This window comes from Pelomonas lactea, from assembly GCF_043555885.1.
In the GTDB taxonomy this organism is placed as follows: Bacteria; Pseudomonadota; Gammaproteobacteria; order Burkholderiales; family Burkholderiaceae_C; genus Pelomonas; species Pelomonas lactea.
Genome location: NZ_JBIGHX010000007.1, coordinates 155626 through 178778 on the forward strand (window position 1 = coordinate 155626; position 23153 = coordinate 178778).

Here is a 23153-nt window from a genome sequence, read left to right on the forward strand (position 1 = left end):
CCGGTGCGGCCCCTTCGCGTGGAACCGGCCCGGCCGGGATTGCCCCAGCGACAACCCCGGGATACCGAGCGTGACCGTTTTCCAGCAACGCCTAGAGCAAGTCAAAACTGCCCTCAGCAGCGCCGAAGCCTTCGCGGCCCGTCACCCGCGCGCACTGACCGCCTCGGTCGTCGGCGCCCTCAGCTGCTTCGCCGTCACCGCCTTCGGCATTGCGCCGCTGGCCCCGGATGCCGCCGCGCTGCCCAAGCGCACCGTCATCGAGACGCTGGCCACGCCCAGCATCGAGGCCCAGCTGGACGAGCTCGCCGCCCACAGCATCGGGCTGGCCCGCACCGAGATCACGCGTTCCAGCGACACGCCCGACACGCTGCTGCGCCGCGCCGGCGCATTCGACGCCGCCGCCGCCGCCTTCCTGCGCAACGACCCGCTGGGCCGCCGCGTGCTGCAGGGCCGCGCCGGCAAGCGCGTGCACGTCACGGCAGACGCCTCGGGCCAGGTGCAGCAGATCGTCGTGCGCTTCCCTGCCGAGAAGGTCGAGCAGCAGGGCAGCCACTTCACGCGCCTGACCATCGCCCGCGACGGCGCCGGCTTCACGGCCCGCACCGAGCAGGCGCCGCTGCAGGCCCAGGTCGCGCTGGGCAGCGGCAGCATCCGCACCTCGCTGTTCGCCGCGACCGACGACGCCAACATCCCCGACGCCATCGCCTCGCAGATGGCCGACATGTTCTCCGGCGACATCGACTTCCACCGCGAACTGCGCAAAGGCGACCGCTTCAGCATCGTCTACGAGACGCTGACCGCCGACGGCGAGCCCATCACCTGGGACGGCGGCGTCGGCCGCCTGCTGGCCGGCGAGTTCACGAACAACGGCCGCACCTACTCGGCCGTCTATTTCAAGGACAGTGCCACCGGCAAGGCCAGCTTCTACGGCTTCGACGGCCAGAGCAAGCGCCGCGCCTTCCTGGCCAGCCCGATGGAGTTCTCGCGCATCACCAGCGGCTTCGCGATGCGCTTCCACCCCATCCTGAACACCTGGCGCCAGCACAACGGCACCGACTACGGCGCCCCCACCGGCACCGCCGTGCGCTCGGTGGGCGACGGCGTCGTCGAGATGGCCGGCTGGCAGAACGGCTTCGGCAACGTCGTGCATGTGCGCCACAGCGGCGACCGCACCACCGTCTACGCCCACCTGAGCAAGATCGACGTGAAGAAGGGCCAGCGCATCGACCAGGGCCAGCGCATCGGCGCGGTCGGCGCCACCGGCTGGGCCACCGGCCCGCACCTGCACTTCGAGTTCCGCGTCGGCGGCCGCCACGTGGACCCGCGCACCATCGCCCGCGCGTCCGAAGCGGTCACGCTGCCCGGCTACGCCAAGGCGCAGTTCCAGCAGACGGTGGCCAGCGTGAAGACCCAGCTGGCCGTCGCCGAGACGATGGATGGCGTCTCTGCGGCCGACTGACGCCCGGCTCTACATCGGGCTGATGTCGGGCACCTCGCTCGACGGCATCGACGGGGTTCTCTTCGACGCCAGCCGGCTGGCCGTCACGGGCCATGTCCACACCCCCTTCCTGCCGGCGCTGCGCGACGAGCTGCTCGCGCTGAACACGCCGGGCGACAACGAACTGCACCGCGCCGCGCTGGCGGCCAACGCCGTCGCACGCGGCTATGCCGACGTCGTCGCCCAGCTGCTGGAAGCCACCGGCACACGCCGCGAGCAGGTGGCCGCCATCGGCGCCCATGGCCAGACCGTGCGGCACCGCCCCGGCGGTATCGACGGCTACACGACGCAGCTGCTGAACGGCGCGCTGCTGGCCGAGCAGGCCGGCATCGATGTCGTCTGCGACCTGCGCAGCCGCGACGTGGCCGCCGGCGGCCAGGGCGCGCCGCTGGTGCCGGCCTTCCACCGCGCCTGCTTCGGCCTGGCCGGCCAGGACGTGGCCGTGCTGAACCTGGGCGGCATCGCCAACGTCAGCCTGCTGTTCGCCGATGGCCGCACCGGCGGCTTCGACACCGGCCCGGCCAACTGCCTGATGGACGGCTGGATCGCCCGGCACCGCGGCCTGGCCTTCGACGCCGACGGCGCCTGGGCCGCGACCGGCCGCGTGCTGCCGGATCTGCTGGCGGCACTGCTGGCCGAGCCTTTCTTCGCGCTGCCGCCGCCCCGGAGCACGGGCCGCGACCTGTTCCACCTCGGCTGGCTGGACGCGCGACTCACGCCGGGCGCCGCGCCGGCCGACGTGCAGGCCACGCTGCTGGAGCTGACGGCGCGCAGCGCCGCCGACGCGCTGCGGGCGCAGATGCCCGCCGCGGCCACGCTGATCGCCTGCGGCGGCGGCGCCCGCAACGGCCGGCTGATGCAACGGCTGGGTGAGCTGCTGCGCGGCGCCCGCGTCAAATCCAGCGCCGCGCTGGGCCTGCCGGTCGATCAGGTGGAGGCGGCAGCCTTCGCGTGGCTGGCGCAATGCTTCAAAGAAAAACGGCCGGGCAATCTGCCGGCCGTCACGGGAGCCGCGGGCTTGCGGCTCCTGGGTTGCCTGTATCCGGCCTGATCGTCAGACCGAGAAGCTGGACCCGCAGCCGCAGGTCGTCGTCGCGTTCGGGTTCTTGATGACGAACTGGGCGCCCTGCAGATCTTCCTTGTAGTCAATCTCGGCGCCCATCAGGTACTGCAGACTCATCGCGTCAATCAGCAGCGTCACGCCGTTCTTCTGCATCTGCGTGTCGTCGTCATTGACGGCCTCGTCGAAGGTGAAGCCGTACTGGAAACCCGAACAGCCGCCGCCCTGGACGAACACGCGCAGCTTCAGGTCGGGGTTGCCTTCTTCGGCCACCAGGTCACGCACCTTGTCGGCGGCGCTGTCGGTGAAGACCAGGGGCGCAGGGATGTCGGTGGGGGTGTCAAGCACGGCGCTCATGGCGGGCTCCTCAGAATCTGTGCGAAAACGAATAGATGGATTGTCGGCGCAAAAACAAAAGGCCGCGGTGAAGCGGCCTTTTGTGGAGTCGTGAAGCGATTAACGCTTGCTGAACTGCTTGCGGCGACGGGCGCCGTGCAGACCGACCTTCTTACGCTCGACTTCACGCGCGTCACGCGTGACGAAGCCGGCACGGCTCAGTTCGGGCTTCAGCGTCGCGTCGTAGTCGATCAGCGCGCGGGTGATGCCCAGGCGCAGCGCGCCGGCCTGGCCGGACTCGCCGCCACCGTGCACGTTGACCTTGATGTCGAAGGCTTCGCCATTGTTCGTCAGCAGCAGCGGCTGCTTGGCGATCATGATGGACGTGCCGCGGCCGAAGTAGCTCTCGATGGGCTTGCCGTTGACGACGATCTGGCCCGTGCCCTTCTTGATGAAGACGCGAGCGACCGACGACTTGCGGCGGCCAGTGCCGTAATTCCAGTTTCCGATCATGGCCGTTCCTTAGATCTCGAGAGCCTTGGGCTGCTGAGCGGTGTGCGGGTGCGTGGGACCTGCGTAGACCTTCAGCTTCTTGACCATGGCGTAACCCAGCGGGCCCTTGGGCAGCATGCCCTTGACGGCCTTCTCCAGCGCGCGGCCGGGGTGCTTGGCTTGCATGTCCTTGAACTTCGTGGCGTAGATGCCGCCGGGGAAGCCCGAGTGACGGTAGTACACCTTGTCGGTGGCCTTGTTGCCGGTGACACGCAGCTTGTCGGCGTTGACGATGACGATGAAATCACCGGTGTCGACGTGAGGCGTGTAAATGGCCTTGTGCTTGCCGCGCAAACGGAGTGCCACTTCGCTGGCAACACGTCCGAGCACCTTGTCGGTGGCGTCAATCACAAACCACTCGTGCGTCACTTCGGCCGGCTTGGCGCTGAAGGTCTTCATGAGAGTTGCTTTCGCTGTGCCGGCCCCTGTTGGAAAGCCGGCGATGAATGGCTGAAACTGCTGGCCGGCCTCGGTGCTGTGTCTGTTGCACAGCCTCTCAACCGCCCTCTTTCCCGCAGCCTTTGACGGAAAAGCCGACGAGTGTAGCAGCGGCGCCCATGGTTTGGAAGCCGCTACCGCGTTAACCTCCGCACAGGATCACCCGCCATGCCCCGCAAGCCCGCTCCCACGCCGCCACCCGCCGCCCCGGCCACGGGCTGGGACGAGGTGCTGTCGGCGTTCGGGCCGGACCCGCATCCACCAGCGCCCGTGCCACCGGTCGAGCCCCCCGCCGACGCCGGCACCGGCCCGCTGGCCACCGCACGCGCGGCGCTGGAGCGGCTGGCCACCTGGGTGCCCATCCGCTCCCTGGCGCGCCGCCACCGCCGCCGCATCATCGAGCATCTGTTCGCAATGGACGCCCGGGACCGCTACCTGCGCTTCGGCTATGCGGCATCGGACGAGCACATCCGCAAGTACGCGCTGTCGCTCGATTTCGCACGCGACGAGGTGCTGGGCATCTTCAACCGCCGACTCAGGCTGGTGGCATTGGCCCATCTGGCCTACGGGCAGCCGCTGCCCGGCGACCCGACCCGCACGATGGCCGAATTCGGCGTGTCGGTGCTGCCCGAGTCGCGCGGCCGCGGCCTGGGCCGGCGGCTGTTCGAGGCCGCCGCGCTGCACGCCCGCAACCGCGGCATCGACACCCTCTTCATCCACGCACTCAGCGAGAACCGGCCGATGCTGCGCATCGCCACGGCGGCCGGCGCTGTCGTTGAGCGCGACGGCAGCGAGTCCGCGGCCTACCTGCGCCTGCCGCCGGACTCTTTCGGCTCCCAGGTCGAGCAGGCGCTGGAGCGCCATCTGGGCGAACTGGACTTCCAGTTCAAGCGACAGGCCCGCGTGCTGAACGACTTCGTCGACAGCGTCGCCGAGGTGAAGGCTCATTTCGACGCATCTGGCCGCGCCGCCAAGGAATAAGTGACGCGGCCAAGTCCCCCTCAGGCCGGGGGAACAGGGGCTAACGAGCAATAGCCTGTCCCTTGATTACGCTACATTGATCTACTAGTGCGCCGCGTGCCTGTCGGCGATGCCGCCGAACTCCCCGAGAGACATGCCGTACGCCATCTACTGGATCGCAGCGCTGGCTGTTTGCGTGCTGGGCCTGGCCATCAGCCTGGTCTGGGCGCTGCGGCGGCCGGCCTACGCCAACCGTGGCCTTCCTGGCGAGTGGTCGCTCACGGCCAGGCCCGTCTTCACGACCGACGAGCGCCGCGTCTTCCGCCTGCTGCGCGAGGCGCTGCCCCACCACGTCGTGCTGTCCAAGTTGCCGTTGGTGCGCTTCTGCCAGCCCACCGAGGCCAAGGAAGTGCGCTACTGGTTCGACCTCCTGGGCGCCTCGCATGTGACCTTCGCCGTCTGCAGCCCCAACGGCCGCGTGCTGGCCGCGATCGACCTGGAAGGCGAGCGCGGCGTCACGCCGCGCAGCCTGCAGATCAAGCATGCCGTGCTGTCCGCCTGCCGCGTGCGCTACCTGCGCTGCGCGATGGACCAGTTGCCCAGCGTCGCCGAGCTGCAGTTGCTGGTGCCGCAGGGCAGCAACCCGCGTGGCCCGCTGCCGGCGCCGGCCGCCACGGCCGCCCTGCCGCGCCGCCGCGCCAGCGACGACGAGTTCGGCAGCGACTGGGGCCAGTTCTCGCAGCCGCTGCCGCTGTGGCAGGACGCCGGCGTCTTCGGCGGCAACGAGCCCCCGGCCTATGCCGAGCCGCGCCAGCCGCGGGCGCAGTCGCCCTACCCGCATCGCCCGCCGGTCGAGCGCCGCGCGCCGCAGCGCCAGCTGGATGCGGCGCGCTTCAACCCGCGCACGCTGCCGGTGCTGGACGATGCCGACGAGGAAGCCATGATGGACGACATCGTGGGCGTCGTCGTCGACGCGCCGCGCTACGCGACCGAGCGCCCCCGCCGCCGCTGAACCGCTGACCGCGGCCGACCGGCGACACTCGCCGGATGCACCACGCGACCCCTGACCTCAGCTTCGGCGACCTGACGCCGGAGTTCATGCTCGACGCCCTGGACGCCGCCGGCCTGCGCGCCGACGGTCGGATGCTGCAGCTCAACTCCTTCGAGAACCGCGTGCTGCAGGTCCACCTGGAGGACGACCGCCCCGGCCGCGGCGTGGGCGTCGCCAAGTTCTACCGGCCGGGCCGCTGGAGCGACGCGCAGATCCTGGAGGAGCACGCCTTCGCCGCCGAACTGGCCGCCGCCGAGGTGCCCGTTGCCGCGCCGTGGCTGCTGGACGGCGACACCACGCTGTTCCATCACCAGGGCCAGCGCCTGGCCGTCACGCCGCGCCAGGGCGGTCGCGGGCCGGAGCTGGAGGACCCCGAGGTGCTGCGCTGGATAGGCCGGCTGCTGGCGCGGCTGCACGGCGTGGGCCGCCAGCGGCCGTTCGCCGCGCGGCTGTCCTGGGCCAGCGCCGCGCCGGCCCAGGCAGCGCGGGACTGGCTGATGCACAACGACGCGATCCCGCCCGAGATCGCCCCCAGCTGGGACGACGCCGCGCGCCGCTGCATCGACGCCATCCAGGCCGCCTTCGACAGCCTGCCCGACCTGCCGCTGACGCGGCTGCACGGCGACTGCCACCCCGGCAACATCCTGTGGACGCCCGACCGCGGGCCGCATTTCGTCGACCTGGACGACGCCGTCATGGGCCCGGTCATGCAGGACCTGTGGATGCTGCTGCCGGGCGAGCCCGATGCCGCCCGCCAGCTGCTCAACGCCGTGCTGGACGGCTACGAGCAGATCGCCGAGTTCGACGACCGCGAGCTGCGCCTCATCGAGCCGCTGCGCACGATGCGCATGATCCACCACAGCGCCTGGCTGGCGCGCCGCTGGGGCGACCCGGCCTTCCCGCTGGCCTTCCCGTGGTTCGGCTCGCCCAACTACTGGCTGGACCAGGTCGCCAAGCTGCGCGAGCAGCTGGAGGCCATGCGCCCCAAGGACGCGCCGCCCACCCTCACGCGGGACGAGGACGCCGTGGACTTTGACGGCGACGGGTTCGCCTGACGCCTGAGCCCTAACGCCAGCTCGCCGGCGTCTCGTTGGTCGCCACCGTCACATCGGCGCGGCTGGCATCCAGCGGCCGGATCTCCAGGGTCAGCCCGAACTGCAGGCAGGGGTTCTCGGCCGCGATGGCCGCCGCCTGCGCCAGCGACTCGGCGACGATGAACCAGTAGCCGCCCACCCACTCCTTGGTCTCGGCAAACGGGCCGTCGGTGATGAGCCCGCCCCTGGCGACGATGCGGCAGCCCGGCTCCAGCCGGCTGCCGGGCTTGAGCCGCCCCTGCGCCAGGCCCTGCTCGTACCAGACGTAGAAGGCGTCGATGGCCGCCTGCACGGCCTGCGGGCTGGCGTCTTCGTTCCACTGGCCACGGGACAGCACCAGGTAGTCGTTCATCGGCATCGGCAAATCTCCGGGAGTTGGGGGCGGGCAGCACACGGCACCCGAGGCAGGAATGCTAGCGGGCGACCAAGGTCGATAGTCGGAAAATACTGGATATACATACAGTATTGTGGTCTCATCCAGGCTCCGCTTTCTTCCCCGTCGCCTTTGGTTTCGTCCGCCCGGCCATGCTGTCCGCCCTATCTTCCGCCCCCGCCGCCCTGCCCGTGCCGGGCCTTCCGCCGCAGAAGGCCTCGCTGGACGCGCCCCTGGACGCCCGCCTGGCAGGCCGGCTGTGGCGCGGCAGCAGCCTGGGCGCCAGCGCCGCGCCCACGCTACCCAGCGGCTTTGCGGCGCTGGACGCCGAGCTGCCCGGCGGCGGCTGGCCGCTGCAGGCCATCACCGAGCTGCTGACGCCGCAGTCGGGTGTGCTGGAGTGGCGGCTGCTGGCGCCGGCGCTGCAGCGCTGGTGGGCCGCCCAGGCGCTGCCGGCCGCTGCCCCGGGCCGCCGGGCACGCGCCGCCGCGCCGGCGCTGCGCTCGCTGCTGCTCATCAACCCGCCACACACGCCGCACCTGCCGGGGCTGCGGGCGCTGGGGCTGCCGCAGGCCGCGCTGATCTGGGTGACTGCCACCGCGCCCGCCCAGCAGCTGTGGGCCGCCGAACAGGCCATCAAGTCGCGCGTGGCCGTGCTGGCCTGGCTGCCCGAGGCACGGCCGGAGCAGATCCGCCGGCTGCAGGTCAGCGCGTTGAGCTCGGACGCGCCCGCCTTCCTCGTGCGGCCGGAGCGCGCGGGCCAGCAGTCCTCGGCCGCGCCGCTGCGCCTGGTGGTGCAACCGGGCGACGGCTGGGCGCTGAACGTGCACCTGCTCAAGCGCCGCGGGCCGGCGCACGAGGGCTGGCTGGAGCTGCCCGCCGTGCCGGGCGCCGTCGAACCCCTGCTGACGGCGGCCAAGCGCAAGCCCCAGCCGGCACCGGGCCCGGCGCCCTCGCCCGCGCCGGCATCTCCTCCTCTGGAGCGCGCCGATGCGCTGGCTCGCACTGTGCTGCACGCCTGATGCAGCGGCGGATGACGCCCTCGCCTGGCTGGCGCTGAGCTTCACGCCCCGCGTTGCCCGGCTGGAGGAGGCGGTGGTGGCCGAGGTGTCGGGCAGCCTGCGGCTGTTCCGCGGCGCGCGCGCGCTGCGGTTGCGGCTGCAGGCAGACGCGGTGCGGGCCGGCCTGGCGCTGGGCGCGATGGCCTGGGCCCCCACCGCGCTGGCGGCGCTGGCGCTGGCGCGCTGCCCCGGCGCGCCGCGGCAGGGCCCGCTCGCGGCCCGGCTGGATGCGCTGCCGCTGGCCGCCCTCACGGCCGCGCACGCCCACCACGCGATGCTGGCGCGACTGGGCTGCACGCGGCTGGGCGAGCTGCGCCGGCTGCCCCGCGCCGCGCTGGCCAGGCGCTTCGGCCCGGCGCTGCTGACGGCGCTGGACCAGGCCTACGGCGACCTGCCCGAAGTGCATGACTGGCTGACGCTGCCCGACCGCTTCGACGCCCGGCTGGAGCTGCCGTGGCGTGTCGAGCACGCGCCCGTGCTGCTGAGCTTTGCCGAGACGCTGCTGCGCCAGCTCTGCACGTTTCTCGCTGCGCGCCACGCCGGCGTGCGCACGCTGCGCCTGGCCTGGCAGCACGACGCGATGCGCGCGCGTGACGTGGCCGGCAGCGGCGAGCTGACCGTGGCCACCGCCGACACGACGCGCGACCTGCAGCGACTGACGCGCCTGCTGGGCGAGCACCTGGCGCGCACGACGCTGGCCGCGCCGGCCGGCGAGATCACGCTCAGCGCCGACACGCTGCTGCCGCTGCAGGAAGGCAGCCACAGCCTGCTGCCCGGCCCGTCCGACCCGGCCGAGCGCGCGACGACGCACGCGCTGCTGGAGCGGCTGTCGGTGCGGCTGGGTGCCGATCACGTCCGCGAGGGCCGGCTGCAGGAAGACCACCGCCTGGACCGCATGCAGCGCTGGCTGCCCTGGCCCGCGCCCGCGTCGCCGCCCGTGCGCCCGCCGCCCGGGCCGCAGCCCACCTGGCTGGTGGAGCCGCCGCTGCCGCTGCGCTGCGATGCACGGGAGCAGCCGACGTACTGCGGCGCGCTGGCGCGCATCAGCGGGCCGCACCGCGTGGAGGCCGGCTGGTGGGACGGCCCGGGCCAGCTGCAGACACGCGACTACTACGTCTACCGCAGCGCGGCGCGCGGGCTGCTGTGGGTCTATCACGAGCGGCTGTCGGCCACCGAGTCGGCCCGCCAGCGGGCCACGTCGGGCTGGTTCCTGCATGGGGTGTTCGCATGACGCCCGCCGGGAGGCACCGATGAGCCCGCCGCAGTCCGACCGCGATGAGCACCTGCACGAACTCCGCCGGCTCGGCTTCGCATCGGACGCCGACATGCGGCGCGTGGCCGATGCGCAGGCGTTTGACGCTTCGTCAGCGCCGCGCCCCCCAAGGCGGGCAGACGAGTCGCTGCCTCGCGAGCTGCCGCGCTACGCGGAGCTGCACTGCCTGACGGCGTTCAGCTTCCTGCGCGGCGCGTCCGAACCGGCAGAGCTGGTGGAGCGCGCCGTCAAGCAGGGCTACGAGGCACTGGCCATCACCGACGAGTGCTCGCTGGCCGGAGTCGTGCGCGCGCACAAGCAGCTGCGCGAGATGCGCGAGGCGGCGCACCAGGCGTTGAAGGAGGCCGCCACCGAGGCCGGTCAGCCGGTCGACGGCATCGAACAGCCGCAGCTCATGAAGCTGCTGATCGGCAGCGAGTTCCTCGTGCGCGACGACGCCGGCACGCCGCGCTTCAAGCTCGTGCTGATCGCACAGAACCTCAGCGGCTACGGCAACCTCAGCCAGTTCATCACGCGGCTGCGGCGCGCCAGCCCGGTCAAGGGCGAGTACATGTTGCGCTGGCGCGAGATCGTTCCCGAGAAACTGACCGACTGCCTGGCGCTGCTCCTGCTGCCGCGCGACGCGAGCGATGCCGAACTGCTGGCGCCCGCGCGATGGCTGCTGCAGCACTTCATCGGCCGCGCCTGGATTGCCGCGGAACTGCTGCGAGAAGCCAGCGACGCGCAGTGGCTGCAACGGCTGCAGCAGCTGTCCGACCAAACAGCCCTGCCGCTGGTGGCGGCAGGCGACGTGCACTTTCATGTGCGATCTCGCAAGGCCTTGCAGGACGTGATGACCGCCACCCGTCTGGGACGCAACGTGGCCGATTGCGGATTCGACCTGCAACCCAACGCCGAACGGCACTTGCGCACGCGCCAGCGCATCGCGCAGTTGGTGCCTCGGGAGCTGATGGCCCAGACGCTCCATGTGGCGTCCTACTGCACCTTCGATCTGACCGAAATCAGCTACCAGTATCCGAGCGAGCTGGTGCCCCCCGGGCGCACGGCGATGCAGCATCTGCGCGAGCTGACCTACGCAGGCGCCAACGCACGCTGGCCGCAGCCGGATGGCGTGCCCGACAAGTGGAAGCAGCGCATCGAGCATGAACTAGCGCTGATCGAGGAGATGCGCTACGAGCACTACTTCATCACCGTGGCCGAAGTGGTCGCCTATGCGCGCAGCATCGACATCCTGTGCCAAGGCCGCGGCTCCGCCGCCAACAGCGTGGTCTGCTACTGCCTCGCCATCACATCGGTCGACCCCAAGGATGGCACGCCCCTGTTCGAGCGCTTCATCAGCAAGGAGCGTGGCGAGCCGCCCGACATCGACGTCGACTTCGAACACGACCGCCGTGAAGAGGTCATCCAGCACCTGTACGACAAGTACGGCCGGGACCGCGCCGCGCTGACTGCCGTCGTCATCTGCTACCGCCCCCGCAGCGCCATCCGCGATGTCGGCAAGGCACTCGGCTTCAGCGAAGAGCAGCTGGCCATCATGTGCAAGGACCACAGCGGCTGGGTGTTCGATGTCTTTCCCGACGCTCACCGCGATGCCCTGCTGCAGCGCCTGGGCCTGCCCAACGACGACCCGCGCCTGCTGCAGCTCATCACGCTGGCGCGGCAGCTCAACGGTTTGCCGCGCCACCTCAGCCAGCACGTCGGTGGCTTCGTGCTGACCGAGGGGCCACTGGAGCGGCTCGTGCCCATCGAGAACGCGACGATGAAGGACCGCAGCGTCATCGAATGGGACAAGGACGACATCGACGAACTGAAGATGATGAAGGTCGACGTCCTGGCCCTGGGCATGCTCAGCGCACTGCGGCGTTGCTTCGACCTTGTGAACCCATTGCGCGGCACGTCCTACGAACTGGCCACCATCCCGCAGGACTGCAGCGACACCTACGACATGATCTGCGCGGCAGACACCGTCGGCGTGTTCCAGATCGAGAGCCGCGCGCAGATGTCCATGCTGCCGCGGTTGAGGCCACGCAAGTACTACGACCTCGTCGTCGAAGTCGCCATCGTGCGGCCCGGCCCCATCGAGGGCGGCATGGTGCACCCCTATCTGAAGAACCGCCAGCTGCCCCCCGGCCAGGCGAAATGCCCGCCAGGCTTGGAAGAGGCGCTGGAGCGAACCTGCGGTGTCCCCATCTTCCAGGAACAGGTCATGCAGGTGGCCATGATCGCGGCGGGATTCAGCGCCGGCGAGGCCGACCAACTGCGTCGCGCCATGGCCGCCTGGAAGCGCCCCGGGGTGCTGGAGAAGTACTACGACAAGATCATCGACGGCATGCGCGAGCGCGGCTACGAACGCGACTTCGCCGAAAGCATCTTTCGCCAGATCAAGGGCTTCTCCAGCTACGGCTTCCCCGAGAGCCACGCCGCCAGCTTCGCGCTGCTGACCTACGTCAGCTGCTGGTTCAAGCGCCACGAACCCGCCGCCTTTCTGTGTGCGCTGCTGAACTCGCAGCCGCTGGGTTTCTACACGCCCAGCCAGCTGGTGCAGGACGCGCGCCGGCACCAGGTCGAGGTGCGGCCTATCGACGTGAACCACAGCGGCCACGACAGCACGCTGGAACTCCGCGACGGCCAGCACCAGCCCGCGGTGCGCCTGGGCCTGCGCCTGGTCAGCGGGCTGGGTGACGAGGCAGCGCTGCGCATCGAGGACGCCCGCCGGCGCGACGGCGACTTCGCCCATCCGCAAGACCTGGCCCACCGCGCCCGCCTCACGCAGGCCGACATGCAACACCTCGCCGCCGCCGACGCGCTCACCTCACTCGCCGGCCATCGCCGCCAGCAGGTCTGGCAGGCCTCGGCGCTGCACGCGATGCCGGCGTTATTGCAAGGCAGCCTGCTGCCCGAGGACGACCTCGCGCTGCCCGCCGCCGCCGAGGGCGAGGAAGTGCTGTGGGACTACGCCGCCACCGGCCTCACGCTGCGCCGCCATCCGCTGGAACTGCTGCGGCCGCGGCTGGCGCGTGAAGGCCTGCTGTCAGCCCGGCAGCTCGACGCCGTCAAGGCCGGGCGTTTCGCCAAGGCCTGCGGCATCGTCACCGGCCGGCAGAAGCCGCAGACCGCCAAAGGCACGCTGTTCGTCACGCTGGAAGACGAGACCGGCAACGTGCAGGTCATCGTGTGGCCCAAGGTCTACGAGGAACACCGCAGCACCATCCTCGGCGCCCGGCTGCTGGCGGTGGAAGGCGTCTGGCAGCGCGGGGATGGCGATGTGCGGCACCTGCTGGCGCGGGGGTTCAAGAACCTCAATCCGTGGCTGGGACGGTTGCCGACGGAGAGCCGGGATTTCCGCTGAGTGGGCCGTCCAGGCCCACAAAGACGAAGGCCGCGCGTCTTGCGACTTCGACGGCAGCGCCGACTTGGACTCCGGCGCGCCCCTGTCGGTCACAGCCCAAGTTCGGTCAACCCCGGGTGGTCATCCGGGCGGCGGCCCAGCGGCCAGTGGAACTTGCGGTCCTCGGCCTTGATCGGCCGGTCATTGATGCTCGCGTGGCGATGCGTCATCAGGCCCTGGTCGTCGAACTCCCAATTCTCGTTGCCATGACTGCGGAACCAGTTGCCGGCGTCATCGTGCCATTCGTAGACGAAGCGCACGGCGATGCGATGACCCTCGAAGGCCCAGAGTTCCTTGATCAGGCGGTAGTCCAGTTCACGCGCCCACTTGCGCTCCAGCAGCGCCTGCGCTTCGGCGCGCCCGCGCGGGAACTCCGCCCGGTTGCGCCAGACGGTGTCCGGGCTGTAGGCCAGCACGATGCGTGCGGGGTCGCGGCTGTTCCAGCCGTCTTCGGCCAGGCGGATCTTCTGGATCGCGGTTTCTCGGCTGAAGGGAGGCAGCGGGGGGCGGGTGTCCATGGCGGAGGCTTTCAAGAGGAGGTCAGGAGGAGCCGCAGACCGGCGGCACGTAGACAGACCTGTCTACGCGCCGATTGTGGCGCATGTAGACAGACTTGTCTATAGTCTCGACATGGCCACGCAAACCGGCATCACCGACCTCCCGGCCCGAGAACGCATCCTGCGCACGGCGCATGACCTCTTCTACGCGGAGGGCCTGCGGGCCACCGGGATCGACCGCGTCATCGCCGAAGCGGGCGTGACCAAGGTGACCTTCTACCGGCACTTCCCGAGCAAGAACGACCTCATCCTGGCGTACCTGGACCTGCGCCACGCGCAGTGGATGGCGTGGTTCAACGCGGCGCTGGCGCGTCACGGCGGCGCTGCCGCGGGCGCGCAGGCGCTCGTGCCGGCGATGCAGGAATGGTTCAGCGGCCAGGCTCTAGGCGACTTCCGCGGCTGCGCCTTCCTCAACGGCGTCAGCGAGCTGGGGCCGGTGCTGCCGGCCGTCGTGGAGGTCACCCGCCAGCACAAGCAGGAGATGACCGATGCCCTGGCCGCCCTGCTGCCGCCGTCGGATCAGCGCCGGCAAACGGCCGAGGCCCTGGCCACCGCCGTCGACGGCGCCATCGTGCAGTCCCAGTACGGCAGCGATCCGGCCACCGCGCTGGGCGCGCTGGCGCTCATCACCGCCCGGCTGACCGGCGCCTGAGCGCAACAGGCCACCCTTCCCGCCCAGCAGATTGCGTCAGCCGGCCGGCGCCGCGCCCCACCGTCGGGACAGCTTCCGCCATGCCGAACGCTGCACATTCGCCCGCGCCAGGTCCCCGCCGTAATGCGTCATGACCCGCCGGTCCATCAACCGGAACCACAGCGGCGGCACGTAGGCCACCAGCAGCAGCCCGGCATAGCCGCTGGGCAGCTGCGGCGCCTGCTCGAAGTGGCGCAGCGCCTGGTAACGGCGCGCGGGGTGGGCGTGGTGGTCGCTGTGGCGCTGCAGGTGGTACAGGAACAGGTTGGACATGCGGTGGTTGCTGTTCCAAGAGTGCTCCGGGGCGCAGCGCTCGTAGCGCCCGTCGGCGCCCTTCTGGCGCAGCAGGCCGTAGTGCTCGATGTAGTTCACCACCTCCAGCAGCTGCGCGCCGTAGGCGGCCTGCACCAGCAGAAAGGGCAGGACCGCCCAGCCGAGCCAGGCAACGAGGCCGGCGTAGAGCACCCCCGTCATCGCCCAGGCCTGCAGGCATTCGTTGTGCCAGTGCCAGGGGCCGTGACCCCGGCCGGCCAGGCGCTGGCGTTCCAGCTGCCAGGCGGACTGCAGGCCGCCCAGCACCGTGCGTGGCAGAAAGGCCCAGAAGCTCTCGCCCAGCCGGGCACTGGCCGGGTCTTCCGGCGTGGCCACACGGCGGTGATGGCCGCGGTTGTGCTCGACGAAGAAGTGGCCGTACGCCACCGGCGCCAGCACCACGCGCGACAGCCAGCGTTCCCAGGCCGCGTGCTTGTGGCCCAGCTCGTGCGCCGTGTTGATGGCCACGCCGTTGATGCCGCCCACCGTCAGCACCAGGCCGACGAGGCCCACCAGGCCCAGCCCGCCGTGCACGGCCAGCCAGGCGCCGTGCAGCGTCAGCCCGAACTGCAGCGGCACGAAGAGCAGCAGCACGCCGAGATACCAGCGGTCGGCCTCCAGCGCCGGCACCTGCTCGTCGGGCGGGTTGCTGCGGTCTTCGCCCAGCAGCCAGTCCAGCAGCGGGATGGCCGTGTACATGATGCCGGGCATCAGCCACAGCCAGCCCATGTGGCCACTGCGGTCGGCCTGCCAGACGTTGATCCAGGCCAGCCCGGGGAAGACACCGGACAGCAGCCACGCATGGCGCTTGGCATCGCGCCAGGGTATCGGCGCGGGCGACGGCAGGCTGTCGGACATGGCGGCATGCTCGGTCGGCCCCCACCTCGCGTCAAGGACGGCCGCGGTGGGGTTTACATCGAGCAACGCACGGGCCGGGCGACACCGGTGTAAGTTGCGCCCCTGGCCACGCGACCGACAACCACACTCCTTGACTAGAGTGACGAGAGCCCCATGCTGATCAAGACCCCGTTCCCCCACGAGCCGCTGCCCAGCGAGATCACGCCCCGCCAGGCCTACCTGAACCGCCGCCAGCTGACCGCCGGCCTGGGCCTGGCCGCCGCGTCGCCGCTGGCCCTGGCCCAGGGCGCACCCGGCGGCGGCAAGCTGCCCAAGCTGGCGGCCGCCCGCTCCGCCGTGGCTGGCGCCAGCGTCATGGACAAGCCCACCAGCTATGCCGACGCGACCTCGTACAACAACTTCTACGAGTTCGGCACCGACAAGGCCGACCCCGCCCAGCGCGCCCACACGCTGAAGCCGCGCCCCTGGACGGTGGCCGTCGAGGGCGAGTGCGCCAGGCCCGGCAACTACGACCTCGATGCGCTGATGAAGCTCGGCGCGATGGAGGAGCGCATCTACCGGCTGCGCTGCGTGGAGGGCTGGAGCATGGTCATTCCGTGGGTGGGGTTCTCGCTGGCCGAACTCATCAAGAAGGCAGAGCCGACGTCCAAGGCCAAGTTCGTCGAGTTCACGACGCTGGCCGACCGCTCGCAGATGCCGGGCCTGCGCTCCGGCGTGCTGGACTGGCCCTACGTCGAGGGCCTGCGCATGGACGAGGCCATGCACCCGCTGGCGCTGCTGACCTTCGGCATGTACGGCGAGGTGCTGCCCAACCAGAACGGCGCGCCGGTGCGCATCGTGCTGCCGTGGAAGTACGGCTTCAAGTCGGCCAAGAGCATCGTCAAGATCCGCTTCGTCGAGAAGCAGCCGCGCTCCAGCTGGGAGCAGGCCGCGGCGCAGGAGTACGGCTTCTATTCCAACGTGAACCCCAACGTGCCGCACCCGCGCTGGAGCCAGGCCACCGAGCGCCGCATCGGCGAGGACGGCCTGTTCGCCAAGAAGCGGGCCACGCTGATGTTCAACGGCTACGAGGCGCAGGTGGGCCAGCTCTACGCGGGCATGGATCTCAAGAAGAACTATTGATCCCGTGACGCGTTTCCTGACGACGGCGCTGCTCAGCCGCGCTGCCAAGCCACTGCTGTTCCTGCTGTGCCTGGCCCCGCTGGCCGCACTGGTGTATGGCGCGTTCAACAACCAGCTGGGCGCCAACCCGGCCGAGAAGCTGATCCGCGAGCTGGGCGAGTGGACGCTGCGGCTGCTGTGGCTGACGCTGGCCATCACGCCGCTGCGCGAGCTGACCGGGCTGGCGGCGCTGGCGCGCTTTCGCCGCATGCTGGGCGTGTTCAGCTTCTTCTACGCGTCACTGCACCTGCTGGCCTATGGCTGGCTGGACCAGGGGCTGGACGTGGCCGCCATCGCCGCCGACATCGCCAAGCGGCCCTTCATCCTGATGGGCTTCACGGCCTGGGCCCTGATGCTGCCGCTGGCCGCCACCAGCTTCAACCGCGCGATCAGGGCGCTCGGTGCGCCGCGCTGGCGGCTGCTGCACAAGGCGGTGTATGCGGTCAGCGTCATCGCGCTGCTGCACTTCATCTGGATGCGCGCCGGCAAGAACAACTTCGGCGAGCCGGCGGTCTACGGCGCCCTGCTCGCGCTGCTGCTGGGCTGGCGCCTTAAGTCTTTCTTCATGCAGCGACCAGGGAAGCTTTAGCCGGCGCCCGCAGCATGGGGATCACCGGGATGCCTTCGCAGCCTGTTTGACGTCAGACCCATGAAGTACCGCCTGTTGTTCTCCTGCCTGGCCCTGGCCGGCCTGTCCCTGAACGCGAGCGCCGCCGACGCGCCGCCCGCCAAGACCTCCACGCTGACCATCGGCGCCGGCGTGGGCGTGTCGCCCCGCTTCGCCGGCTCCAAGGAAAACCAGGTGGGCCTGGCACCACTGCTGGACTACCAGCACGAGAGCGGCTTCTTCGCCAGCACCATGCGCGGCGTGGGCTGGGGCACCGAGACCGACGTCTTCAAGTTCAGCGCGGCGCTGGGCGCCCGCGGCGAGCGCAGCGACAAGAAGCGCAACGTGCTGGGCACCGGCGGCGGCAGCGACGAGCTCAAGGGCATGGGCAAGGTCAAGGCCTCGGCCGTGGGCCTGTTCAGCGCCGGCTTCAAGCTGGGCGACAGCGCCGAGCTGCGCGCCGCGCTGGAGCTGCCGCTGACGCAGCGCGAGAACGGCCGCGCGCTGCACCTGGGCGCCGAATTACCACTGCTGCAGGGCAAGCAGGACTCGCTGTCGCTCAGCGCCAGCGCCAGCTATGGCGACGCCAAGTACCTGCGCACCTACTTCGGCGTCACGCCCACGCAGTCGGCCGCCTCCGGCTACGCGCTGTTCACGCCCAAGGCCGGCTTCTACAAGACCGAGCTGAACCTGGCCTGGACACACCGCGTGGACGACCACTGGAGCGTGGTGACCACCGGCGGCGTCAGCCACCTGCTGGGCGATGCCGGCAAGAGCCCGCTGGCGCGCCGCAAGACGGCCCCGGAAGGCGCAGTCCTGCTCACCTACACCTACTGACCCGCGCCCCCCCGGCAAGGGGGTGAAGGCGCAGTTTGGGACAATGGCGGTCTTTGCCAGCCGCCACTGCACCCTACCCATGCCCGACCACCCCCTGCCGACCACCCGCGTCGACGTCGCCATCCTCGGCGGCGGCCCCGCCGGCTGCAGCGCCGCGTCCTGGCTGGGCCAGCTGGGGCTGACGGCGCTGCTCGTCGAGCGCGAGCCGCAGCTGTGCGCGGCGCTGTGGGGGCTGTCGTTCCGGCAGGACTGGGTGCTGGGCCAGCCCGCCAGCGCACTGGCCGAGCTGGCGCAACGCTACGCCAGCCAGGTGCAGGCCACCCACGGCATCGCGCTGCGCCTCGCCACCACGGCCGAATCCGCCCGCCACGCCGCGGGCGCCTGGACGCTGCAGCTGGCCACCGGCGAGCATGTGCAGGCGCGGGCGCTGCTGGTCGCCACCGGCCTGCGGCTGCTGCGGCCGGCGCGCTACTTCGGCGTGCCGCATCCGCGCGTGCTGGACGCCACCGCGCTGACGGCCCGCCGCGACACGCTGCCCGCCGGCCGCGTGCTGCTGCTGGGCGCTGGCGACAACGCGGCCGAGAACGCGCTGTTCCTGGCCGAGCGCGGCTGCGACGTGACCGTGTGGGCGCGTGGCGACTGGCGCGCCCAGGCCCACCTCGTCGCCCGCGTGACGACGCACCCGCGCATCCGGCCGCGCCTGGCCACGCCGCTGCCCGACGCGCTGCGGCCGGACGACACCGGTGTGACGGTGGGCGACGAGCGCTTCGACGTCGTCGCCGCGCTGCTGGGCTTCGAGACCGAGCCCTCCGCCTTCCAGCTGCTCAGCGAGCACGACCGCCCGCACGCCTTCGTCGCCGGTGACGCCAGCGGCCGCTGGCACCCCTGCGTGCAGACGGCGCTGGCCGACGGCGTGCAGGCCGCCAAGCTCATCGAGCAGGCGCTGCGCCCGGAGGGCCCCACCGCCGCGCCGCAGCGCTTCAACAACCGCCAGGTCATCCACCTGCAGGGGCTGCGCTTCGCGGCCAACCTGGGCATCCTCGACTTCGAGCGCACCGGCCCGCAGCCCATCCAGGTGGACGCCGAGGTCAACCTCGGCGCTCTGCCCATCGTCGCGCGTGATGCCGACATCGGCCGCGTGCTGGACTACCGCCGCATCCGCGCGGCCATCATCGACGAATGCACCACCGAGCACACCGACCTCGTCGAGGCGCTGGTGGGCAAGCTCAGCAACCGCCTGATGAGCCTGGCCGGCGTCGTCGGCGTGCGCGTGAAGCTGACCAAGCTCGAAATCTTCCCGGACTGCGAAGTCGCCGTCAGCGCCGAAACCGGGCAATGGTGACCACCCCCACGAACTCCCCGACCGCCATGAACACCGACGTCATCGACCACGCCCCGGCCGCCTCCGCCGAAGACATCGCCGCCAAGAAGGCCGCGCACGAGATCAACAAGCTGTCCAAGCGCCTGCACCGCCAGGTGGGCCAGGCCATCACCGACTTCAACATGATCGAAGACGGCGACAAGGTCATGGTCTGCCTGTCGGGCGGCAAGGACAGCTACGCGATGCTGGACATCCTGCTGAACCTGCAGCAGCGCGCGCCCATCAAGTTCAGCCTCATCGCCGTCAACCTCGACCAGAAGCAGCCCGGCTTCCCGGAAGAAGTGCTGCCCGCGTACCTCAAGAGCCGCGGCGTCGACTTCCACATCGAGAACCAGGACACCTACTCCATCGTCAAGAAGCTGGTGCCCGAGGGCAAGACGACGTGCAGCCTGTGCTCGCGCCTGCGCCGCGGCATCCTGTACCGCGTGGCCGGCGACCTGGGCTGCACCAAGATCGCGCTGGGCCACCACCGCGACGACATCGTCACGACGCTGTTCCTGAACATGTTCTTCGGCAGCCGCATGAAGGGCATGCCGCCCAAGCTCGTCAGCGACGACGGCAAGAACGTCGTCATCCGCCCGCTGGCCTACGTGAAGGAGCCCGACCTCGTGCGCTGGGCCGAGCACCGCGAGTTCCCCATCATTCCGTGCAACCTGTGCGGCAGCCAGGAAAACCTGCAGCGCGTGCAGGTCAAGGCCATGATCAACGAGTGGGAGAAGCGCTACCCGGGCCGCATCGACAACATCTTCACCGCGATGACCAACATCGTGCCCTCGCACATGATGGACAAAAAGCTGTTCCCGTTCGAGACCATCAAGGCCACGGGCGTTGCCGATGCCGGCGGCGACATCGCGTTCGACGACGACGAGAGCTGCGCCCCGCCCGTGCAGAGCGTCGGCATCACCTTCGTCAAGTGACGCGCCGGCTCTGCGCATGGGCCGGCGCCGCCGGGCTGGCGCTGCTGGCCGGCTGCGCCACCCGCTACGCCGAGCCGCTGCCGGGCGCGCCGGCCGCCACGCTGACCATCGCCCACCAGGGCAAGGACTTCCCGTCCTGGACCACGGTGACCGTCTTCGACAACGGCGGCTGCCAGGCCTCGCCGGCGTCCGGCCGCATCGGCACCGTGGGCAAGGCTTACGACCTGTCCGAGAAGCCCAAGCCCACCCGCGTGCGCGCCCGCCAGCCGCTGCACGTGGCCGTGCAGGGCACGTCGTCCAGCGCCGTGTCCGTGACCGGTGTGAACGGCCCGCTGACCCGCTACACCTGCACCAGCCTCGTCAGCTTCACACCCGAGGCGGGCCGGGCCTACACCGTGTCCCAGCGCGTCTACGCGCCGGGCCGCTGCAAGGCCGTCGTCACGGACGACGCGACGCAAGCCCCGCCCCCCGACCTCGCGCAGCCGCCCACGCCGGCCGCCTGCGAATCGAACGGCCCGTGACCCCGGCCTGACGCCAGGCCAAAGGCTGACATCTGGTTGCGTCCGGACACAGTGCGGCAAACTGCCCGCCTGAAGATCGTCCGTACAGCCCAACCCTGGAGGCTCGCATGTTCACACCCACCCGCCGGCTGGTGCTCACCAGCCTGAGCGCCGCGGCCCTGCTGGCCGTCACCGGCTGCGCCGGCCCGTACACCGTGTCCGCCGACGTATCCAGTTATGGCAACTGGCCCGCCGACCGCAAGCCCGGCACCTACGCCTTCGACCGCCTGCCGTCGCAGCAGCAGAACGACGAGGCCGCCAAGCGCCAGACCGCGCTGGAAGACGCCGTGCGCCCGGCGCTGGAGAAGGCCGGTTTCACGCCGGCCGCCGACGCCAAGACCGCCGACGTGCTCATCACGCTGGGCGCCCGCGTGACCGCCTACGACCCCGTGCCCTGGGACGACCCGCTGTGGTGGCGCTGGCGCGGCCGGCTGATGATCTCGCCGCGCTACGGCTACGTGGGCCCCGGCCTCTGGGGCTGGCGCCAGGACCCGTTCTTCGACCGCCGCTACGACCGCGCCGTGGCCGTGCTGCTGCGCGACCGCGCCAGCGGCGAGGCGCTGTACGAGGCGCATGCCAGCAACGAGGGCATCTCCGCCGGCGAGGCGCTGCTGGGGCCGCTGTTCTCCGCGTCGCTGGCCGAGTTCCCCAAGGTCGACCCGAAGTCGCACCGCGTGTCCGTACAGACATCGCGCTGAGCGCGGCCGGGCGGCCGGCCTGCCCATAATCGCGGCTTCGCAAAAAGAAGTCGCAAGGCAGGCATGGCGCTCAACATCGTGATCATGGCGGCGGGCAAGGGAACCCGCATGAAGTCCGCAACGCCCAAGGTGTTGCACAAGCTCGCGGGCCGCTCGCTGCTGGCCCACGTCCTCAAGAGCGGCGAGCCGCTGGCCGCCGACGCGCGCATCGTCATCACCGGCCATGGCGCCGAGCAGGTCGAAGCCGCGGTGGCAGCGCCCGGCATCAGCTTCGTGCGCCAGATGCCGCAGCTGGGCACCGGCCACGCCATCCAGCAGGTCGTGCCGGCGCTGGTGGGCGACGGCACGACGCTGATCCTCAACGGCGACGTGCCCCTCATCGAGACGTCCACCGCCAAGGCGCTCATCGACACCTGCGCCGGCCACGCGCTGGTGCTGCTGACGGTGGACCTGTTCGACCCCACCGGCTACGGCCGCATCATCCGCAACCAGGACGATGGCGGCGTGCTGGCCATCGTCGAGCACAAGGACGCCACGCCCGAGCAGCGCCTCATCCACGAGGGCTACAGCGGCATGATGGCCGCCCCCACCGCCGCGCTGAAGCGCTGGGTGGGACAGCTCAGCAACAACAACGCCCAGGGCGAGTACTACCTGACCGACATCGTCGCGATGGCCGTCGCCGAAGGGCTGCCCGTGCTGGGCATCAAGGCCGGCAGCGAGACCGAGGTGCTGGGCGTCAACGACCCGGTGCAGCTCGCGCAGCTGGAGCGCGCCTTCCAGGCCCAGCAGGCCGAGAACCTGATGCGCGCCGGCGTGCGCCTGGCCGACCCCGCCCGCTTCGACCTGCGCGGCACGCTGACGCACGGGCAGGACTGCGAGATCGACGTGAACTGCGTGTTCGAAGGCGACGTGCAGCTGGGCGACAACGTGCGCATCGGCGCGAACTGCGTCATCCGCAATGTCAGCATCGCGTCCGGCGCGCGCATCCACGAGTTCACGCACATCGACGGCGAGAAGCTGGGCGCCAGCGTCGGCGCCGGCGCGCTGATCGGCCCGTTCGCCCGCCTGCGCCCCGGTGCGCAGCTGGGCGCCGAGGTCCACATCGGCAACTTCGTCGAGGTCAAGAACGCGACGCTGGCCGACGGCGCCAAGGCCAACCACCTGGCCTACCTGGGCGACGCGACCGTGGGCGAGCGCGTCAACTTCGGTGCCGGCTCCATCACGGCCAACTACGACGGCGCCAACAAGCACCGCACCACCATCGCGGCCGACGTGCACGTGGGCTCCAACTGCGTGCTGGTGGCCCCGGTGACGCTGGGCGCGGGCGCCACCATCGGCGGCGGCTCCACGATCACCAAGGACGTCAACCCGGGCGAGCTCGCTGTGGCTCGCGGCAAACAGGTGGCCATTTCCGGCTGGACGCGTCCGGCGAAGAAGCGCTGAATAGTGACTTAGTTCCGCGGATCATGCCGCGGCGCCCGGGATGAGGG

The 23153-nt window shown here is 70.7% G+C and carries 23 protein-coding genes and 1 pseudogene; 18 read left to right on the top strand and 6 right to left on the bottom strand.

Annotation, left to right across the window (positions count from 1 at the left end):
• The first annotated feature begins 70 nt into the window (after positions 1 to 70).
• A complete protein-coding gene (locus tag ACG04Q_RS18870; RefSeq protein ID WP_394512804.1) occupies positions 71 to 1459 on the top strand; it encodes a peptidoglycan DD-metalloendopeptidase family protein in 1389 nt (462 codons plus the stop codon).
• Positions 1437 to 2549 (top strand): anhydro-N-acetylmuramic acid kinase, encoded by a 1113-nt coding sequence (locus tag ACG04Q_RS18875; RefSeq protein ID WP_394512805.1) that lies wholly within the window; start codon positions 1437 to 1439, stop codon positions 2547 to 2549. The genes ACG04Q_RS18870 and ACG04Q_RS18875 overlap by 23 nt, the downstream gene beginning before the upstream one ends.
• 3 nt (positions 2550 to 2552) lie before the next feature.
• Here the strand turns inward: ACG04Q_RS18875 and erpA are convergent, their stop codons facing one another.
• The 3 genes from erpA to rplM form a co-directional block, all read right to left on the bottom strand.
• A complete protein-coding gene (gene erpA, locus ACG04Q_RS18880) occupies positions 2553 to 2915 on the bottom strand; it encodes an iron-sulfur cluster insertion protein ErpA (protein WP_394512806.1) in 363 nt (120 codons plus the stop codon).
• Between the two features lie 99 nt (positions 2916 to 3014).
• A complete protein-coding gene (gene rpsI, locus ACG04Q_RS18885; protein ID WP_233373278.1) occupies positions 3015 to 3407 on the bottom strand; it encodes a 30S ribosomal protein S9 in 393 nt (130 codons plus the stop codon).
• A gap of 9 nt (positions 3408 to 3416) precedes the next feature.
• The gene (gene rplM / locus ACG04Q_RS18890) at positions 3417 to 3845 is read right to left on the bottom strand and encodes a 50S ribosomal protein L13 (protein WP_088482271.1); all 429 of its coding nucleotides are present in this window, start codon (positions 3843 to 3845) and stop codon (positions 3417 to 3419) included.
• A 207-nt stretch (positions 3846 to 4052) separates the two neighbouring features.
• Here rplM and ACG04Q_RS18895 point away from each other — a divergent pair, with 207 nt between their 5' ends.
• The 3 genes from ACG04Q_RS18895 to ACG04Q_RS18905 all read left to right on the top strand — a co-directional run bounded on the left by ACG04Q_RS18895 (position 4053) and on the right by ACG04Q_RS18905 (position 6950).
• The gene (locus ACG04Q_RS18895) at positions 4053 to 4865 is read left to right on the top strand and encodes a GNAT family N-acetyltransferase (RefSeq protein WP_394512808.1); all 813 of its coding nucleotides are present in this window, start codon (positions 4053 to 4055) and stop codon (positions 4863 to 4865) included.
• Between the two features lie 133 nt (positions 4866 to 4998).
• Complete coding sequence (locus ACG04Q_RS18900) at positions 4999 to 5856, top strand: DUF2726 domain-containing protein (RefSeq protein WP_394512810.1); 858 nt, start codon at positions 4999 to 5001, stop codon at positions 5854 to 5856.
• Between the two features lie 35 nt (positions 5857 to 5891).
• On the top strand, positions 5892 to 6950 hold the full coding sequence (locus ACG04Q_RS18905) for a serine/threonine protein kinase (RefSeq protein ID WP_394512812.1): 1059 nt from the start codon (positions 5892 to 5894) through the stop codon (positions 6948 to 6950).
• 10 nt (positions 6951 to 6960) lie between these two features.
• On the opposite strand, the gene ACG04Q_RS18910 is transcribed toward ACG04Q_RS18905, so the two are convergent.
• Positions 6961 to 7347, bottom strand: a complete 387-nt coding sequence (locus tag ACG04Q_RS18910; RefSeq protein ID WP_394512813.1) for a YciI family protein — start codon at positions 7345 to 7347, stop codon at positions 6961 to 6963.
• A gap of 167 nt (positions 7348 to 7514) precedes the next feature.
• On the opposite strand from ACG04Q_RS18910, the gene imuA reads away from it, so the two are divergent.
• Genes imuA through ACG04Q_RS18925 form a run of 3 tightly spaced genes read left to right on the top strand, consistent with a single transcriptional unit; the run spans position 7515 to position 13045 of the window.
• Positions 7515 to 8384: a translesion DNA synthesis-associated protein ImuA gene (gene imuA, locus ACG04Q_RS18915; protein ID WP_394512815.1), complete on the top strand. Its 870-nt coding sequence runs from the start codon at positions 7515 to 7517 to the stop codon at positions 8382 to 8384.
• Positions 8353 to 9654, top strand: a complete 1302-nt coding sequence (locus ACG04Q_RS18920; protein WP_394512817.1) for a DNA polymerase Y subunit UmuC family protein — start codon at positions 8353 to 8355, stop codon at positions 9652 to 9654. The genes imuA and ACG04Q_RS18920 overlap by 32 nt, the downstream gene beginning before the upstream one ends.
• 19 nt (positions 9655 to 9673) lie before the next feature.
• Entirely contained in the window at positions 9674 to 13045 is a 3372-nt protein-coding gene (locus ACG04Q_RS18925; RefSeq protein WP_394512818.1) for an error-prone DNA polymerase, read from the top strand.
• An 89-nt stretch (positions 13046 to 13134) separates the two neighbouring features.
• Here the strand turns inward: ACG04Q_RS18925 and ACG04Q_RS18930 are convergent, their stop codons facing one another.
• Entirely contained in the window at positions 13135 to 13602 is a 468-nt protein-coding gene (locus ACG04Q_RS18930; protein ID WP_394512820.1) for a nuclear transport factor 2 family protein, read from the bottom strand.
• A 112-nt stretch (positions 13603 to 13714) separates the two neighbouring features.
• Between ACG04Q_RS18930 and ACG04Q_RS18935 the strand changes: the two genes are divergently transcribed.
• On the top strand, positions 13715 to 14293 hold the full coding sequence (locus tag ACG04Q_RS18935; RefSeq protein ID WP_394512822.1) for a TetR/AcrR family transcriptional regulator: 579 nt from the start codon (positions 13715 to 13717) through the stop codon (positions 14291 to 14293).
• 36 nt (positions 14294 to 14329) lie between these two features.
• Here the strand turns inward: ACG04Q_RS18935 and ACG04Q_RS18940 are convergent, their stop codons facing one another.
• Positions 14330 to 15502: an alkane 1-monooxygenase gene (locus tag ACG04Q_RS18940; RefSeq protein WP_394512823.1), complete on the bottom strand. Its 1173-nt coding sequence runs from the start codon at positions 15500 to 15502 to the stop codon at positions 14330 to 14332.
• A 153-nt stretch (positions 15503 to 15655) separates the two neighbouring features.
• Between ACG04Q_RS18940 and msrP the strand changes: the two genes are divergently transcribed.
• The 9 genes and pseudogenes from msrP to glmU all read left to right on the top strand — a co-directional run bounded on the left by msrP (position 15656) and on the right by glmU (position 23106).
• Positions 15656 to 16624 (top strand): protein-methionine-sulfoxide reductase catalytic subunit MsrP, encoded by a 969-nt coding sequence (gene msrP, locus ACG04Q_RS18945; protein WP_394512825.1) that lies wholly within the window; start codon positions 15656 to 15658, stop codon positions 16622 to 16624.
• A gap of 4 nt (positions 16625 to 16628) precedes the next feature.
• Positions 16629 to 17252 carry a protein-methionine-sulfoxide reductase heme-binding subunit MsrQ gene (locus ACG04Q_RS18950; RefSeq protein ID WP_394512827.1) on the top strand — a complete coding sequence of 208 codons (624 nt, stop codon included), beginning with the start codon at positions 16629 to 16631 and terminating at the stop codon, positions 17250 to 17252.
• A gap of 60 nt (positions 17253 to 17312) precedes the next feature.
• A complete protein-coding gene (locus ACG04Q_RS18955) occupies positions 17313 to 18107 on the top strand; it encodes a MipA/OmpV family protein (RefSeq protein WP_394512828.1) in 795 nt (264 codons plus the stop codon).
• Positions 18108 to 18186: 79 nt separating this feature from the next.
• A pseudogene (locus ACG04Q_RS18960) lies at positions 18187 to 18738 on the top strand (FAD-dependent oxidoreductase); the annotation flags it as partial.
• Positions 18739 to 19050: 312 nt separating this feature from the next.
• The gene (locus ACG04Q_RS18965) at positions 19051 to 19449 is read left to right on the top strand and encodes a dihydroneopterin aldolase (protein ID WP_394513008.1); all 399 of its coding nucleotides are present in this window, start codon (positions 19051 to 19053) and stop codon (positions 19447 to 19449) included.
• A complete protein-coding gene (ttcA, locus tag ACG04Q_RS18970) occupies positions 19446 to 20405 on the top strand; it encodes a tRNA 2-thiocytidine(32) synthetase TtcA (protein ID WP_394513010.1) in 960 nt (319 codons plus the stop codon). Before ACG04Q_RS18965 ends, ttcA begins: the two co-directional genes overlap by 4 nt.
• The gene (locus ACG04Q_RS18975; protein ID WP_394512829.1) at positions 20402 to 20926 is read left to right on the top strand and encodes a hypothetical protein; all 525 of its coding nucleotides are present in this window, start codon (positions 20402 to 20404) and stop codon (positions 20924 to 20926) included. Before ttcA ends, ACG04Q_RS18975 begins: the two co-directional genes overlap by 4 nt.
• 107 nt (positions 20927 to 21033) lie before the next feature.
• Positions 21034 to 21663, top strand: coding sequence for a DUF4136 domain-containing protein (locus ACG04Q_RS18980; RefSeq protein WP_394512830.1), 630 nt, complete (start codon positions 21034 to 21036; stop codon positions 21661 to 21663).
• Between the two features lie 63 nt (positions 21664 to 21726).
• Positions 21727 to 23106, top strand: coding sequence for a bifunctional UDP-N-acetylglucosamine diphosphorylase/glucosamine-1-phosphate N-acetyltransferase GlmU (gene glmU, locus ACG04Q_RS18985; protein ID WP_394512831.1), 1380 nt, complete (start codon positions 21727 to 21729; stop codon positions 23104 to 23106).
• Positions 23107 to 23153: the final 47 nt, after the last annotated feature.